General features: G+C 60.5%; 12 protein-coding genes. 3 read left to right on the top strand and 9 right to left on the bottom strand.

The window, feature by feature from the left end; translation table 11 throughout:
• Nucleotides 1–217 precede the first annotated feature (217 nt).
• Entirely contained in the window at nucleotides 218–868 is a 651-nt protein-coding gene (locus tag H4684_RS12385; protein ID WP_161949084.1) for a TetR/AcrR family transcriptional regulator, read from the top strand.
• Nucleotides 869–949: 81 nt separating this feature from the next.
• Here H4684_RS12385 and H4684_RS12380 read toward each other — a convergent pair whose 3' ends face one another.
• The 4 genes from H4684_RS12380 to H4684_RS12365 form a co-directional block, all read right to left on the bottom strand.
• Nucleotides 950–2,032 carry an LptF/LptG family permease gene (locus tag H4684_RS12380; RefSeq protein WP_092191023.1) on the bottom strand — a complete coding sequence of 361 codons (1,083 nt, stop codon included), beginning with the start codon at nucleotides 2,030–2,032 and terminating at the stop codon, nucleotides 950–952.
• Entirely contained in the window at nucleotides 2,029–3,198 is a 1,170-nt protein-coding gene (gene lptF, locus H4684_RS12375; protein WP_318779639.1) for an LPS export ABC transporter permease LptF, read from the bottom strand. The genes H4684_RS12380 and lptF overlap by 4 nt, the downstream gene beginning before the upstream one ends.
• Before the next feature lie 5 nt (nucleotides 3,199–3,203).
• Nucleotides 3,204–3,386, bottom strand: a complete 183-nt coding sequence (locus H4684_RS12370; RefSeq protein WP_092191019.1) for a hypothetical protein — start codon at nucleotides 3,384–3,386, stop codon at nucleotides 3,204–3,206.
• 68 nt (nucleotides 3,387–3,454) lie between these two features.
• Nucleotides 3,455–5,785, bottom strand: coding sequence for a DNA internalization-related competence protein ComEC/Rec2 (locus tag H4684_RS12365; protein ID WP_192623967.1), 2,331 nt, complete (start codon nucleotides 5,783–5,785; stop codon nucleotides 3,455–3,457).
• A gap of 230 nt (nucleotides 5,786–6,015) precedes the next feature.
• Here H4684_RS12365 and H4684_RS12360 point away from each other — a divergent pair, with 230 nt between their 5' ends.
• Nucleotides 6,016–6,435 (top strand): response regulator, encoded by a 420-nt coding sequence (locus tag H4684_RS12360; RefSeq protein ID WP_092191015.1) that lies wholly within the window; start codon nucleotides 6,016–6,018, stop codon nucleotides 6,433–6,435.
• Between the two features lie 28 nt (nucleotides 6,436–6,463).
• Nucleotides 6,464–9,622 (top strand): hypothetical protein, encoded by a 3,159-nt coding sequence (locus tag H4684_RS12355; RefSeq protein ID WP_192623966.1) that lies wholly within the window; start codon nucleotides 6,464–6,466, stop codon nucleotides 9,620–9,622.
• 196 nt (nucleotides 9,623–9,818) lie between these two features.
• Here the strand turns inward: H4684_RS12355 and H4684_RS12350 are convergent, their stop codons facing one another.
• From H4684_RS12350 to coaE, 5 genes are all read right to left on the bottom strand, one after another.
• Entirely contained in the window at nucleotides 9,819–10,271 is a 453-nt protein-coding gene (locus H4684_RS12350; protein WP_092191011.1) for a metal-dependent hydrolase, read from the bottom strand.
• Between the two features lie 61 nt (nucleotides 10,272–10,332).
• Nucleotides 10,333–11,514, bottom strand: a complete 1,182-nt coding sequence (locus tag H4684_RS12345; protein ID WP_192623965.1) for a SufB/SufD family protein — start codon at nucleotides 11,512–11,514, stop codon at nucleotides 10,333–10,335.
• The gene (locus H4684_RS12340) at nucleotides 11,502–12,269 is read right to left on the bottom strand and encodes an ABC transporter ATP-binding protein (RefSeq protein ID WP_092191009.1); all 768 of its coding nucleotides are present in this window, start codon (nucleotides 12,267–12,269) and stop codon (nucleotides 11,502–11,504) included. The genes H4684_RS12345 and H4684_RS12340 overlap by 13 nt, the downstream gene beginning before the upstream one ends.
• 87 nt (nucleotides 12,270–12,356) lie before the next feature.
• On the bottom strand, nucleotides 12,357–13,070 hold the full coding sequence (locus tag H4684_RS12335) for a rhomboid family intramembrane serine protease (protein ID WP_092191007.1): 714 nt from the start codon (nucleotides 13,068–13,070) through the stop codon (nucleotides 12,357–12,359).
• 3 nt (nucleotides 13,071–13,073) lie between these two features.
• Nucleotides 13,074–14,654: a dephospho-CoA kinase gene (gene coaE / locus H4684_RS12330; protein WP_092191005.1), complete on the bottom strand. Its 1,581-nt coding sequence runs from the start codon at nucleotides 14,652–14,654 to the stop codon at nucleotides 13,074–13,076.
• Nucleotides 14,655–14,728: the final 74 nt, after the last annotated feature.

Here is a 14,728-nt window from a genome sequence, read left to right as displayed (position 1 = left end):
TGCGCGCTCAATATATTTTTGCTAGAGCGCTAAATGAAGAAGGTTTCTGCGTCAAGAGTTTTGCAACGCACCGCCATTAAAGAGCATTGCCCGTACTCATCCTCATTTTCAGGCAATCAGCTTTATTGAACGGACAAGCAGGATTTGGACGGAAAAATGGTGGACTGGTCAATGGGGGCTGGGTACAAGTCAGAAAAAAAACAAGGGGAGAAGGCAAGTGGCCATAGGCAACAAAGAACGCATTCTGAAGACGGCCAAACGGCTTTTTGGGGAACTGGGGTACGCGGAAACCACCTACAAGCGCATCGCCCAGGAGGCGAGTATCGCCGACGGGCTCATCGCCCATCACTACGGAAGCAAGGAGAATCTGTTCCAGTTGGTGGAGATTGACATCCTCTCGAACCTGCTGCTCAAGATCGACGAGAGCCAGTACTATGCATCCGACGGACTGAGCGGCGTGCTAAATTTCGCCAAATGCATCCTGAAGGCGTCCACGGAGCCCGACTCAGGCTTCCTGACCCTGCTGCGCTGCTCCCCGTTTCTGGCCAACACCGTCGACGCGGACAACTCCGAAATCCTGAATGTCTGCTCCAAGGTAGTCGAAAAGATGCTTGAGTGCCTGCGCAAGGGCATCGCCGACGGCTCCATCCGCGCGGATCTGGAGCCCAATCTGGCCGCCAGCGTCATCTTCTCCACGGTCTTCGGCTCGACCCGCGCCCGCCTGCTGGCCAAGGAAAATATCCTGGGGCTGAGCTTTTCTGACGATTTCTATCCTGAAATCCTGCGGATTCTCACCAGGTACCTGGAGCCCGTCGAAAAGACCCTGCCTCAGGGCTGTGAGTCATCGTCATCATCCGAGCTTCCCTGAACCAGGGCATAGGCAACCAGACATCCGAGCAAAAATCCGCCAATCGTAATCCACCAGACCATCCCAGCCCCCTGTCGGCAATCAACCCAGATGAAAGGACCGGCCGCGCAGCATCCATCCGCCTGCGACGGCCGTGAAGAAAACATTGGCCGCCCAGGCTGCCAGCATCGGCGGCACAAGGCCCTTTTCCCCGGCCGAGGCGCACAGCACGAACAATCCGTAATAGCAGAATGTGGCCACCAGCCCAATGGGGATGATGACGAAAAGCGACCCGAAAAGAGACACCACGGCCAGGGCGATGAGCGCCATGACCAGGACCGAGCCCGCATAGGCCAGCTTCATGTGCCAGGCGGTCTGCAAACGCTCGATGTTCGAACCGGAATCTTGCAGCCGCTGTATTTCGGCTCCCAGTTGCCAGAGCGGCAACGACTCAAGCCGGGTCTTGGGATCGACGATCAGAAAGCTGCCCAGATCGGTACGCAGGTCAAGCTCCATTTGCGCCGCTTCGAGCACCTCGAAGGACGCAGGGAACGTGCGCGTCACATCCGTCAGAAGCCAGCCGGCGGCAGTCGACTTGAATGTCCGGGCACGCAGGATCTCTTTTATGCTCCCGGCGTCGTCATCTTCCAGGACATGCACCGTCAGTCTTGAACCCTGACCAGCGGCCGGAGTCACTTCGCCCATGTGCACGATGCGATTGCCCTCGCGAAACCAGATGTCGGCCAGCTGCCGTTTTTCAATCTGACGGTTGCGCACCTCCTCGTTCCAGATCCGATCCGCCGCCCTGTGACCGCTCACGCCCAACGCCTCGGAAAAAAGAAGCTGCGCCACGCAGAGGGCAAGGGCGTACCAGATCACGGATTTGGCCACAGCCCCCGGTGACACGGAACATGCTTCCAGGGCCAGAAGCTCGCGGCTGCGCAGCATGAGCCCCATCTGCACCATGAGCGCGATCAGGAAAACCGCAGGAAAGATCTGGGCCAGGATAAAGGGCGTGCGGTAGAGAAAATAGGCCCCAACGGAAGACAGACCTACCCCCGCCTCCAGAAAGTCATCGAGCCTGTCGAAAAGATCGATGAAGACATAGATCCCAAGGCCGATGCCGCAAACCAGCAGAAGAAGAAAAAGATTTTGCCGCAGGATGTAACGTGTCAGCAGCTTCATGCGTCTGCCCCCTTCAGGCCCAGGGTTCTGAGTACCCAGAACCGCAGCATCCGGAAATTGACCTCCTTCTCCGTCGCGACCAGCCACATGCCCACCGCCGCGGCCAGCAGGAAAATGAAGTTGGGCAGCCACAGGGCCAACGCCGGTGTCAACACCCCGCTTTCAGCCAGGGACATGCCCCCGGACAAAAGCACGTAGTAGAGGAAAAATGCGCCAAGGCAAACGATCAGCCCGAACTGGCGCTTCGTGCCCTGAAAGAAAAAGGCCAGCGGCAGGGCGAAAAATCCAAGCACGATGCAGGCCGCGGGCAAGGAAAAGCGTTTGTGCAGTTCTATCTCCACCCGGCGCTGAAAATTTTCGCTCCTGTCCTTGAATCCGTCGCCCTTCAACGCTTGAAGATCCTTCCAGGACATCTCCTTGGGGGCCTTGTCACTCAACTCGAAACCGCCCAGCAAGCGTGTCATGTCCAGGGAAAGGATGTAGCTTTCAAAGCTTATGACGCTCAGCTCACCACCCTCCTCGCGGTAGACATGCCCGTCCTTAAGGCGCACGAAAACCTGGCCAAGATCCGGGTCGGAATCAATCTGGCCGACAGGGGCGACAATGGTCGCACGGGCCTTGGATCTTGAACTGTCGAGAACGAAAACGTCCAGCAACGCGCCGCTGCCCGGGTCCGCCTGGCGGGCATACACGGTCAGGCCGGGAAAGGAGGTGTTGAAGACTCCGGGTTGTACGTTGACGGAAGTCTTGTGGCGGGCCAATTCCACCACCGTCTGCCGGAAATTGTCCATGCCCCAGGATATGCCCGAGAGGGAAATCCATACCGTCAGCGCGGAACACAGCAGGCACAGGAGCATGGGCGCGGGCAAGAGAGGCCAGATGCTGACTCCCCCGGCGCGCAGGGAAATGAGTTCCCGGTCGGCGCCCATACGCAGGAAAGTCAAAAAAAGTCCAAGCATGCACGACACCGGTATGAGCATGATCAGGAAAAAAGGGCTCAGATAGGTAAAGAGCTTGACCAGGTCGAAAAAAGTCACGCCCTGGGCCATGAACAGATCCCGCAATTGCAGGAGGCGGCCAAGCAGGATGAGACACAAAAAGCCGCCAAGGCAAATGGAGGCGATTATCCCCATCTCCTTGAAAAGCTCCCGTTGCAGAAGAGGCACTCGAATCACCGGGACACGGCCTCCTCGCGGTAGAATCTCGCCAGAGCCAGCTCTTCCGGCGGGGTCAGGTCGAACCGCATGGCCGCCTGGGCCATGAGCTTCTTCAAATCCGGGTCTTCGCGGCGATGCTCCTCGATCCAGGCGATGGCGTTGCGCAGGTTCTTGTCACCGGGCATGATGGTTGTCATCTGGTTCTCCTTCTGGGTTGTCCGTACCGCCACGCCCATACAGGAAAGACCCGCGAGGCACAATCGGATCAATCCCTGCAAAGCGCTCCGAAGCGCGCGCTTTCGACCCGCGCCGCCTTCTCTCCGCGCCAGCAAAATTTGAGCGCGCCATGTTCGGCGGTGGTCAGGACCTCAAGCCTCGCCCGCTTGCAGGCCAGCACCACGGAAGGATGAGGAAAACCGAACCGGTTGCCCGGCCCGCAGGCCGCCACGGCCCATGCCGCTCCGGCCTTGCCCAGGAAGCGGGGGTGCAGGCTCGATTTGGAGCCATGATGAGGAAGCACCAGCACTTCGGCCGTCAACGCACTTCCCTGCCTCATAAGCCGCTCCAAAGCGCTTTTTTCCAGATCGGCGGGCAAGAGGGCCAAGCCGCGCCCATTCCGCACCAGGCGCAGCGCCAGCGACGTGTCGTTGTCGGAAATGCCCGTCTCGGCGGGTGCAGGATAAAGCACCTCCAGATGAAGACCGGGCTCGATGACCACCTTGTCTCCGGCGCGCAACCGGTGCGCCGGCCAGGAGTTTTGCGCCAGCCTCTCCACCAGCCGCCGCGAATCATTCGACTGGTCCACAAGTCCGGACCACCCGAACCAGGCCACCTCAAAAGCATCCAGAATGTAAAAAAGACCCCGCAGATGATCGGCGTGAACGTGGGACAACAGCACCCTGTCAACTCGGGGAGGATGCTGCCAGCTCAAGGCCGGGCCAACCACGGCCCGCCCCGGATCATAATCGGCGCTCCAGCCTCCCCCGCCATCCACGAGCACCGTCCGGCCGGTACTGCCACGCACCATGATCGCCTGACTCATCCCCGTGTCCAGGACCGTCAATTCAACCTCGTCGCGCCACTGCCTGCCCTCCTGCCACAATGGCGGAACGGCCAACAAAGTCAGCCCCAGCCCCAGAAATGCAAGCGCCCTTGCCCTGGGCCGGGCGGGACTCAGGAGCACGCTTCCCGCCACCAGCACGACCCCGTACCCGACCACCTGCACCCCTGAAGGCCGCAGCACGGGCGTTACGGCAAGAAAACCCGCCCCATCGAGCAGCACCAGAAAGCGATCCAGAACGTCCACACCCCAGGCGGCAGCGAAGAAACATCCTTTGGCCAGGAGCGGGCAGCACGGCGACGCCGCAAGCCCCAGAAAGGCCAGGGGCAGCACCGCCAGGCTGAGCACCGGCAGCCACAAAAGATTGAGCCACAGGTGCGCGGTGACCTCGGAAAAATACAGGACCTGCGCCGGCAGGATGAACAGGTTGGCGCAGCATGTCACCGCCAGAAGCGTCAGCAGCCCATGAATGGGCCGCCAGAGGGCGCCGCGATCTCGCAAGGGAGCGATCAGGGCCGCAGCGATTGGCATGAACAGAACGAGGCCTCCGACGGCCAGCACGGAAAGCTGCAGGCTCAGATCGTGGGCCGAGGCGGGATCAGCCATGATCAGCACGGCCATGGCCGCAAAAAGAGCATCCTGCGGATGCGACCGTGAGCCAATAAATAGATGCAGGGACACGGCGGTAAGCATGACAAAGGCGCGCAGAAGCGACGGAGAAAAATCGCCGAGCCACAGATAGGCGGCGACAAGAGGAAAAGCCGAAAGGACGGCCAGTTTCCGGCGCGGCAGGATCAGAAGCAGCCAGGGACAGACCCGGCTCAAGACCGAGGCCGCGCCCAGGCCAAAGCTCGCGACCAGCGCCAGATGCAGCCCCGACAGAGCCAGGCTGTGGGACAGCCCGGCCCTGCGGATGCGGTCCATGAAGTCTGCCTCAAGCAAAAACCTGTCCCCGAAAAGCAGAGCCCGGACCGCCGCCCCGCCCTGGGTATCAGGCATCAGCGGACTGGCCAGATTCAACAGCCAGGCCCGAGGGCTGATCCGTCCTTCTTCCCAGGTTACGTGGGCGGCTCCTCGTGAGTACGCGCGGTGCCGAACGCCCTTTCGCTTCCAGTATGCCTCACTCGATGAAAGACCAAAATTGGCCCTTGAGCGCAGTTCGCGGATGCGCAGATCGGCCGTGAATTTCAGGCCAGCCTGCGGAATGAAGGGCGGATCCGTCCAGCTCCAGAGCAGCCTGCCTGGCAGGGTCGCGTTTGTGTCCAGCTCCACCACATCGCGGACCAGAACACTGATCCTGCGCCCCGGATGCGTGCGCACCGCATCCACTACTCCCTGCATTCGAAACTGACCATTCAAGAGCGCCATCTGATCATCCTCCACCCCTGGCATCCCCGCGAGCAGCCCGAGCCCGAAACACGACACCATGAGCGCAATGGTGCGGCCGCGACGGGCAAATGCCAGCGCGGTCAACATGCAGGCGATCACGACGGGGAGGGCGTGGGCCCAGACCAGAATACCGCCGAGATAGCCCATTACGCCAAGTTGCCAGGGAAGTGGGGGGATGGGGCCTTGAATGCGCGTACGCTGTTCCTCCTAAACGGACAAACTAGCAAAACGCATCTCGGGTGTCGTACGTAAAAGTCCGTATTATCGGCGACAAAGGACCAACAAGGGCGTTGCCTCCCGGCCGCATCTCGGGCTATGTATGCCTATAGGCAATTACGTGATGTCGGTGCCTGTTCGAAAGACTTCAAGGAGCCCAAATGGAAGAATTTTCTGTATTGCTTGTGGATGACGAGGAAGACTTCCTGCGCACTATCATAAAAAGGCTGGCCAAGCGGGGCCTGAAGGCCCAGGGCGCGTCGCGGGGAGAGCAGGCGCTGGCCATGCTGGCCGAGGAACCCCGGGACGTGGTTGTCCTGGACGTGAAGATGCCGGGCATGGACGGACTGGAGGTCCTGAGAAGAATCAAGGCCAACTGGCCCAGTACCGAAGTGATCATGCTTACCGGCCATGCCAGCATCGACGCGGCCATGGAAGGGATGAATCGTGGCGCCTTCGACTACCTGATGAAGCCAGCCGATTTGGAAGACCTGCTCTACAAGCTTGAGGACGCGTACCGCAAGAAGTGCGTCAACGACAGCCGCAAGGCCTCCTCCCCCACGAACAACGAACCGGCTTAGGCCAGGCTCGTCTACAACAGGACCAGACGTGGCGCATTCCCGGCTCTTCTTCGATTCCAACGACTATACGCTGCTGCGCATCGTCAACGATGTTTTGGACCGCACGGCGCAAAACACCAATATCCGTTCCCTGCTCGATTCGTGCATGCATCCGCACGGCATCAAGGAAATGGCCGCGCCACGGGTACTGCGCATCGCCTATGCCATCGCGAGCCTCCTCGGCTCCCTGGAAGTGGGCATGTCCTCCGACCGCCTCAACGCATTGCGCGCGCTCAAGGACGAGGTGCTTCTCGCGGGCAACGCCTACCTGCAGAAAAACACGTCGCGGGTGCTCCTGCAGATCATGAAGGAGCTCATACGCCACCGGGAAGACGAGGAAACCCAGCTGCGCCTCGCCCACGACTTCCGCATGGCTTCCTCCGGCAAGCCCCGCGTGGTCCGGGCCGAACTCGACAAATACCACCTTCTGGAAATGCCCGAGGAGTGGAATCAGCTCGCCTTCGACCACCATGTCCACGACGCCAACACCAAGGGCCGCAAATCCCCGACCCATCTTGTCATGGACGCATGGATCAAGGGCGTGCGCTTTTTGACCGTTGTCTATTACAACTATGTGGACGCCGAGGTGGCCGAGGAACTTCTGGAAGCGGGCTGCATACTGGGCATGCACATTCGCATCGGCATCGATGTGTCCTCGCGTTTTCGGGGCAAGTACGTACGCGTGATCTGGGAACCCCAGAGCTACACCGACCCCAAGTCCTTCCGCGCCTTTCTGGAGGAACAGCCGGTCAAGGCCTTCATGAAGGAAGGGCGGATGGTTTCCGCCTACCAGCAGAAATACGTATTCGAGGCGTTGCAGGCATACAACCGCATCCACCGCGGAGAATTGGCCCAGGAGTACGGACTGGAACTCGACCTGCTCGACGAAAAGGCCTTCGCCACCTTCGTGGGCACGGGCCAGCCGTCCCTCCTGCACCTGGCCAAATACATCCAGAGCGGCATGCAGCCAAAGCTCAAGCAGATCGCGCAGGTCATGGCCCAGGAGTACGAAACCGCCACGCCAAAAAGGCGCAAGGAATTGATTGAACGCCTCGACGCCCTGAACTCCATCGACTCGGAACTGCTCATCAACCGCTACCTGCAACCATGCCGCAACCCGGAACTGCACGACCCGACCATTCCCCAGGACACTCCCGAGGTTCCACCCCTGCTGCGCCTCAAGGTCGGGGAACTGTTGCCGAGACTGGCCAAATTTCACTCATCGTCACATTTCACGCTGAACCTGAGCAATCTCTCCACGGCCGATGCCCTGGAAATCCTGTATGATTGCCAGGGACATATCAGCAACATCGAACTCTACAATCTCAAAGACGCATCCAGGGGCAAATGGTCGATGCCCGTGTCCTCGCAACTGGTCTGTCCCGGCGATGCCGTGGACGCCATCAGTCCGGAGCGAACCTGCGCCCAGATCGCTGAGCTGCAAAAAGCCCTGAACGAGGACAACGTCATCGCCTTGAAGCGGGCCATCCGTGCCGTGATATGGTCCTTCGAGGAAGACCGCCTGGCCCTGGAAAACACAGTGGCCCATTCGCGAAACAAGAATGCCCTTTCACACGCGACCGAGCTTGAACGCGAACTACTGCTCATGGAGGCGCGCAAAAACAAACTCCTCGACATTCTTTTCAACATCGAAGCATTCCATAAGTACTACAAGAAGCGGCCCCTCGGCTCGCGCATCGGAAGCGGCTCCACGGGCCAGTCCAGGCACCAATACGGGATGGGCGTGGTGGTGCTTGAAACTCTGCCCAAGCGAGCCCAGAAAATCGCGCTGAACCAGTCTCAAAGGCAGCGCAAGCAGCTTCCGGTCACCGCCAGGATGACGGTCCATTTCCGCACCCGCTGTCACGCAAAAAATGAAGATACTTTCCTTTTGAGGCTGGCGCGAAAGATCCCAGGAATGGAACTGGCCGGATGCTGCCGGGAGCAGGAATGGTTTCTCGACAGCATCGACATCCATCCCAAACGCCGTGGCAATATCGTCACCTTGGGCGGCGTGCAGCTTGAGCACGACAACGGGCTACGCATCACCAAAAAAAGTGGTGCGGCCGGCGATAACCATCTTTCCTTGAAGTACCTGAACACGGGGCTGAAAAACGTCCTCAAGATACTGGTCGGATTCATTCCGGCCTTCCTGACCTTTGCCCTGACCAAGGACTGGTGGGTCCTGGCCTATTTCGGAGGACTGATCTGGTTCGCCATCACCGGAGTGCGCAACATCCTGCAGGCAGTGCTCGGCGGGGGCGGCTTGACGCGCTCACCTCTTTTGCAGTGGAATTCCCTGATCAGCTGGAGCCGCGTTGCCGACGATCTGCTGTACACAGGCTTCTCCGTCCCCCTGCTGGACCTCCTGGTCAAGACCATTATCCTGGATCGTGGCCTGGGCATCACCACGGCCACGGAGCCGGTCCTGCTTTTCGCGTCCATGGCCCTGGCCAACGGCATCTACATCTCCAGCCACAACACCTTTCGCGGCCTGCCGCGTGCCGTGGTCCTGGCCAACTTCTTCCGCAGCATCCTGTCCATCCCCCTGGCCGTTCTCTTCAACAGCGGCATAGCCGGCAGCATGCACCTGGCCGGAATGACCGGGGTGGAGCAGGCTCTGCAGAAATGGGCCGCCATCATCTCCAAATTCGCCTCGGACTGCGTGGCGGCGGTTATCGAAGGGCTGGGCGACCGTCACAACAATGTAAGGGTGCGCCTGGCCGACTACCGTGCCAAACTCATCGCCATGTTTGACGCCTTTGCCCGCCTGGATGTCCTTTTCCCGGAAGAAGACGTGCTGGACATGCTCCAGTCGCCCAAAATGTTCATGGAAACGATTTCCTACGAAGCCCGCGACCTGGAAAAGGTGCTCATCGTCAACGCCCTGGACCTGATGTATTTCTGGCTCTACCAACCCCGCGCCTCCAAAGCCCTGGAATTCATATCCCAGGACATGAGCAAGGAGGAATGGCTCATCTTTCTGCGCTCCCAGTACGTTCTCAAACGCTACCGCGAGATCAGCCAGATGTTCGTGGACGGTCTGGTAGGCAAGAACTTTTCCCGGGCCCTGGCCTTCTACCTGGACAGGTCGGATGAATACCTGCGGGAGGTGGAAAAGATGGGGAGCAGCCGCAGGCTGCGCTGAAGAGAATCAGAGATCCGGATCTGAGCGGACATGGAGAGCTGAAGCACCCTGGATTCCCGCCTTCGCGGGAATGACGTCGAGGCGGATTCGGCGACTCAATCCCGCGAACGTTTTTCCTGCACAGGTTGCAAAGGCTTGCGCCCGCCCGGATGGTTGAATTGTTCAAGGGCACCCGAGGGCGCAGGCTCCCGCCTCTTCAACTCCACTTCCTGTCTATCATCAGGTGCGAAAAATACCCCAGCACGGCCGCCCCGTAAAAAGGCGCCATGGCCTTGGGTGTTGCGCCGTACAGCCAGACCGGAAGCAGCACCAGGGGCAGGGGTACGGCGAGCATGGCCCACCAGGTGTGGGTCCAGCCGCGATGCGGGCCGATGGCCGGGAACATGGCCGCAAACCCCAGCACCGCCGCCCACTTGTAATAGCCCTGCACGATGAGGGCGAAATCGAGCACGGCCAGAGTCAGATAAAAGATGTGCTGGCCCTTGGAGTCCGTGTCGACGTCCGGAAAGAGGCTCCCCAGCAGCACCAGCGCGCCGAGCACGGCCAACTGCGGCATTTCCGGGACATACGTCCCGGTCCAGAACAATCCCCCCAGCACCGCGCCTCCCGTCAGCACCCCGCCGACCAGATGTCCCTTGTATCCGGGCATGGCATCCTCCAGAAATGCAAAAGCCCGGTCAAGCCGGGCCATTGCGAATGAATAAAGACGATTACATGGCGTCGCTGGCGTCCAGTTCGGCGATGGTCCGGTCGATGGACTCGCGCAGTTCCTGGGGCAGCCCCATTATCTCCACGTTCAGAAAGCCGCGCACGATGGTCGAGGTGGCTTCGTCCTCGTCCAGGCCGCGCGCCATGAGATACTCGATCTCCTCCTGGGCGATCTTGCCCACGGCCGCCTCATGAGACAGCTCCACACCGGTCACGCAGCCCTGCAACTCGGGGATGGCGTGGATCAGTCCGCCGCCGAGGATCAGGCCCTTGCACTCCAGATGTCCGCGCGCCGGAACCGCATTGCCGATGATCTCGCCGCGCGCGACGATGGTCCCGCCGGTAGTGATGGTGCGCGAAATGATCTCGCCGCGCGTGTTCGGGGCGTTGAGCACGATGCGGTTGCCCGTGTCCACATGGGAACCGGTGGGCGTGACGATGACGGAATTGAAGCGGGCCACGGCTCCGTCGCCGTTCAGATATATCGTCGGATAGGACTGCACGGACTTGACCTTTTTCAGAAGGACGTAGTTGTTCTGAAGAACCCCGTTCTCCTCCACTATGCCCACCGTGCGCGGCCGGACCATGACGTCCTCGCCCCAGTTGTGAACCATGGTGAAAGTCAGCTTGCCGCCCTTCTTGATGTAGAATTCGGAGATGCCCAGATGCAGAGCCGAAGTCACGTCGTGGGAAGTGGCGCAACCGGTGATGATGTGAACCTCGGAGTCCTCCTCCACGACCACGATGTTGTGCACGTTCTGGCCCACGTTCTGGCCTTTTATGAACAGGCAGGTCTGGACCGGCTCGGCGACCTTGACCCCTTTCTCGGTGCGGATGAAATAGCCGCCGTGCAGCTCTTCCTTGGCCGCCGTGCGGGTGAAATCGTCCTTTTCCGGGTCCATGGCCTTCCAGAAATATTCGGGCAGGCCGTCGTATTTCTTGAGCGCCTGACGAATGCCCAGCACCTCCACACCCTTGCCCGAGCTCTTGCAATGCACGGTGGAGTGGTCAAATTGCACAAACGTGCCCGCACGTTCGCCGGTGGCGTCGACGTCCACCCCGACCATGCGCAGCTCATGCTTGCTCTCTTCGGACAGGGAGGAAAAATCGGGCAGCTCGGGGCTCTGGCGACCGGTGAAGGAATAGGAGTTCAGATCGACCAGGGTTGGGCTTAGTTCAGACATCTGATGCACTCCTTGTAGCCGTACTTGCTGATGTGATCAAGAATGTCGCGGGGTCTGGTCGGCCGCGTGTCGCAGCACAACACACCGTTGTACATGACCTGGCCACGGTCGGCGTTGACGTAGTCGAGGATATAGCCGGTGTGGGTGATGATGAGGCCCGAGGTCTTGTTGCGGCGACGCAGGTCGCGCATGCACGTTTCGGGCGACGGAGCCGCCGCGCCGTCGAGCAGGGCGCGGGCCGTGTTGCCGATCAGGACCATGTTCTCCAGATCAACGCCCGATTCCGGCTCATCGAAGAGGATGAGGTCCGGATTCTGGGCCATGAGCTGCAAAAGCTCGGAGCGCTTGATCTCGCCTCCGGAAAAGCCCGAATTGATGTCACGATTCAGAAAGTCCTGAAAATTGACGGTCTTGGCCATGCCGTCCACGTCAATCTCACGGCCACGGGCGCACATGGAGACAAGATGGCGGGTTTTGAGCCCATGAATGGTCGGCGGCCGCTGGAAGGACATGCCGATGCCAAGCCGGGCCCGTTCGTAGGTGGGCATTGCGGTGATATCGACACCCTTGAAGACAATCTTGCCCGCGGTCACGGTGTAGCCGCCAAAACCCATGAGCGTCATGAGCAGGGTGGTTTTTCCGGAACCGTTGGGACCGAAGAGAATGAACGTCTCTCCTTCGTCGATGTTCAGGTTGATCCCTTTCAAGACTTCCCTGTCACCGATACTGACATGCAGGTTTTCAATCTGAAGCATATGGTATCCTTGTGGTATGAAAGGCAGGACGGCGCGACAAAACAAGAATCAGCGCTTAATTGAGGCAGGGCCAAATGTCCAGTCGCCCTACTTCCACTCCTTCCAGGTTTCGGAACGGTAGCAATAATAGCAGCGCGAATCGTCGCGAAAAAAACGCAGCAGGAGCATGCCGACCACGAAGCCGCCGATGTGCGCCCACCAGGCCACTCCCCCGCCGCCGGCCGGAGCAAGCATACCGGAGAAGACCTGGGTCATGAACCAGGCTCCAAGATAAAACACGGCGGGCAGCTCGAAGATGAAGGGAATGATCAGGATGGGCAGGAAAGTGACCACCTTGGCATGCGGATACAAAAAGAAATAGGCGCCCATGACCCCGGCGATGGCCCCGGAAGCCCCAACCACGGGCATGGTGGAAGAGGAATTGGTGAGCATGTGCACCGCCAGCGCTCCAAGACCGCACAGCAGGTAGAAAAGGAGAAACTTGAAGGGGCCCATCACGTCCTCCACGTTGTCCCCGAAAATCCAGAGCGTCCACATGTTGGCGATGAGGTGCAGCCAGCCGGAGTGCAGGAACATGTGCGTTGCAAGAGGCAAGAGCAGCCCTTCGGGATAGCCCTGGAACATGGCCCACTGAGAATCGAAATAGCGGGCCGGGACCACGCCGTAAAGATGAAAGAGCCTGAACTCCTGGGCATTGCTCAGGCCAAGCCCGGCCAGAAAAAAAGCGATGTTCAGGGCCAGCAGGGTCCACATCATGTAGGATCGATGCCGGGAGGGGATGTTGTCGCGCAGAGGAAACATGGGTCAGCTCCCCTCTTCCATGGTGTCCGGATTTTCAAAAATGTCCTGCAACTCCTCCATGCACCGCTCGGCATGGCCGAGCAGCATCCCATGCACGACCCGGATCAGGGCCCGCGCGCGGGACTCAAGTTCCTCCAGGGAGCCGGAGTTGTCGACCACGAACTGCGCCATGCCCACCTTTCTGGCCTGGGGCCACTGCCAGGCATCGACCATGACTATCCGCTCCGGACTCCATCCCCGGCCCTGCAGCCTGGCATGCCTCAGGGAATCCGGGCAGTAGACCACCGCCAGCAGATCGATCTCGCCGGCTAGCCCGGCTTCGCAAAGCAGGGGGATCTCGGCCAGGGTCACGTCCTCGTCATGCGCGGCCCGAAAGGCATGCAGGGCATGTCGCACCAGGGGATGAACCAGGCGCTCCACCTCACGGCGCAGGCTGTCGGATTCGGCCAGGGCGTCACGCAGCAGGTCCTTGTCCACGCCACCTCCGGGTTGCGTGAAGCGGCTTCCGAAATGATGCTCCAGAATGGCGCAGCCCTCCCCGCCCCTGGCGTAGGCTTCGGCCACCACCCGATCCGCGCAGAAAACCGGCACGCCCATCTCCTCGGCCACCGCGCGGACGGTGGACTTGCCGCTGCCCACTGCTCCGGTCAGACCGATGCAGGCCCGCTCGCGGCAAAGCCCGCGCAGCACCTGCATAAAATCTTCCGGCGGGGAAGCGCAAAACTCCAGGGGCTCAAGTCCCCGGGGATGCTCGAAACGCAGCTGCCAGGCATGCAACATCTGCCGGGGGGCGCGCGCGGCGGTCGTCTTGTCGGCATAGACCGAGTCCCCCAGCAGGGGGTGCCCCAGCGCGGCCATATGCACGCGGATCTGGTGAGTGCGGCCCGTCATGATGCGAACCCGGACCAGGGAAGCGCTCCTGTCCGAAGCGCTCCAGAGCAGCTCGTAGCGGGTCTCGGCCGCGCGTCCCCCACGTTCGACCACGGCCATGCGCGTCTTGATGCTCGGATGCCGCCCCAGGGCGAGATTCACGGTACCGGAAGAATCGGGCACTCCGGCGACCAGGGCCAGATATTCCTTGTAGACCTCGCGGGACGCGAAGGCCTGGGTCAGGCTCAGACGCGCCGACTCGGACAGCGCCAGCACGATAAGCCCGGAAGTGTCCTTGTCCAGGCGATGCACGACACCGGGACGCTCCCCGGACTGGGACAGCAAGGCCGGAAAATGGTGGGCCACGCGGTGCACAAGCGTCGGTTCAGCCACCGACGGCGCCGGATGCACGGTCATGGCCGGAGTCTTGTTGATCACGACCAGGTCGTCATCGGCGAATAAAACGTCCAGGGGGCCGTCATCGGGAACGATGCTCGAATCGATGTATTCCGGGGCCAAGGTCAGGGTCTGGCCGGGTGTGAGCCGGGTTGCCGCCTTGGTGCAGACCTGCCCATTGATACGCGCCCGTCCGTCCTTGATCCAGGCCTGGACGCGGCTTCTGGCCACGCCCTCCTCTTCAAGGCAAGCCTGCCAGAAAACATCCAGACGCTGCCCGACGTCCGTGACGCCAACCTTTTCCACGTATTCCTGCATGCAACCTTCCCATTTAGACCGTCATCGACCGCGCTCAAATCCGCAAACCAGCCAAAGATGCTCACTCTCATCAC

The organism is Desulfomicrobium macestii, from assembly GCF_014873765.1.
GTDB classification, from domain to species: domain Bacteria; phylum Desulfobacterota; class Desulfovibrionia; order Desulfovibrionales; family Desulfomicrobiaceae; genus Desulfomicrobium; species Desulfomicrobium macestii.
Note: the sequence above shows the minus strand (reverse complement) of the source record. Positions and strands in the feature narration are given on the sequence as shown.

Coding starts and splice junctions, on each gene's coding strand:
- H4684_RS12380 (WP_092191023.1), bottom strand. CDS start 2,032: ATGAAGCTGCTGACACGTTACATCCTGCGGCAAAATCTTTTTCTTCTT.
- H4684_RS12370 (WP_092191019.1), bottom strand. CDS start 3,386: ATGACAACCATCATGCCCGGTGACAAGAACCTGCGCAACGCCATCGCC.
- H4684_RS12365 (WP_192623967.1), bottom strand. CDS start 5,785: ATGGGCTATCTCGGCGGTATTCTGGTCTGGGCCCACGCCCTCCCCGTC.
- H4684_RS12360 (WP_092191015.1), top strand. CDS start 6,016: ATGGAAGAATTTTCTGTATTGCTTGTGGATGACGAGGAAGACTTCCTG.
- H4684_RS12350 (WP_092191011.1), bottom strand. CDS start 10,271: ATGCCCGGATACAAGGGACATCTGGTCGGCGGGGTGCTGACGGGAGGC.
- H4684_RS12345 (WP_192623965.1), bottom strand. CDS start 11,514: ATGTCTGAACTAAGCCCAACCCTGGTCGATCTGAACTCCTATTCCTTC.
- H4684_RS12340 (WP_092191009.1), bottom strand. CDS start 12,269: ATGCTTCAGATTGAAAACCTGCATGTCAGTATCGGTGACAGGGAAGTC.
- H4684_RS12335 (WP_092191007.1), bottom strand. CDS start 13,070: ATGTTTCCTCTGCGCGACAACATCCCCTCCCGGCATCGATCCTACATG.
- coaE (WP_092191005.1), bottom strand. CDS start 14,654: ATGCAGGAATACGTGGAAAAGGTTGGCGTCACGGACGTCGGGCAGCGT.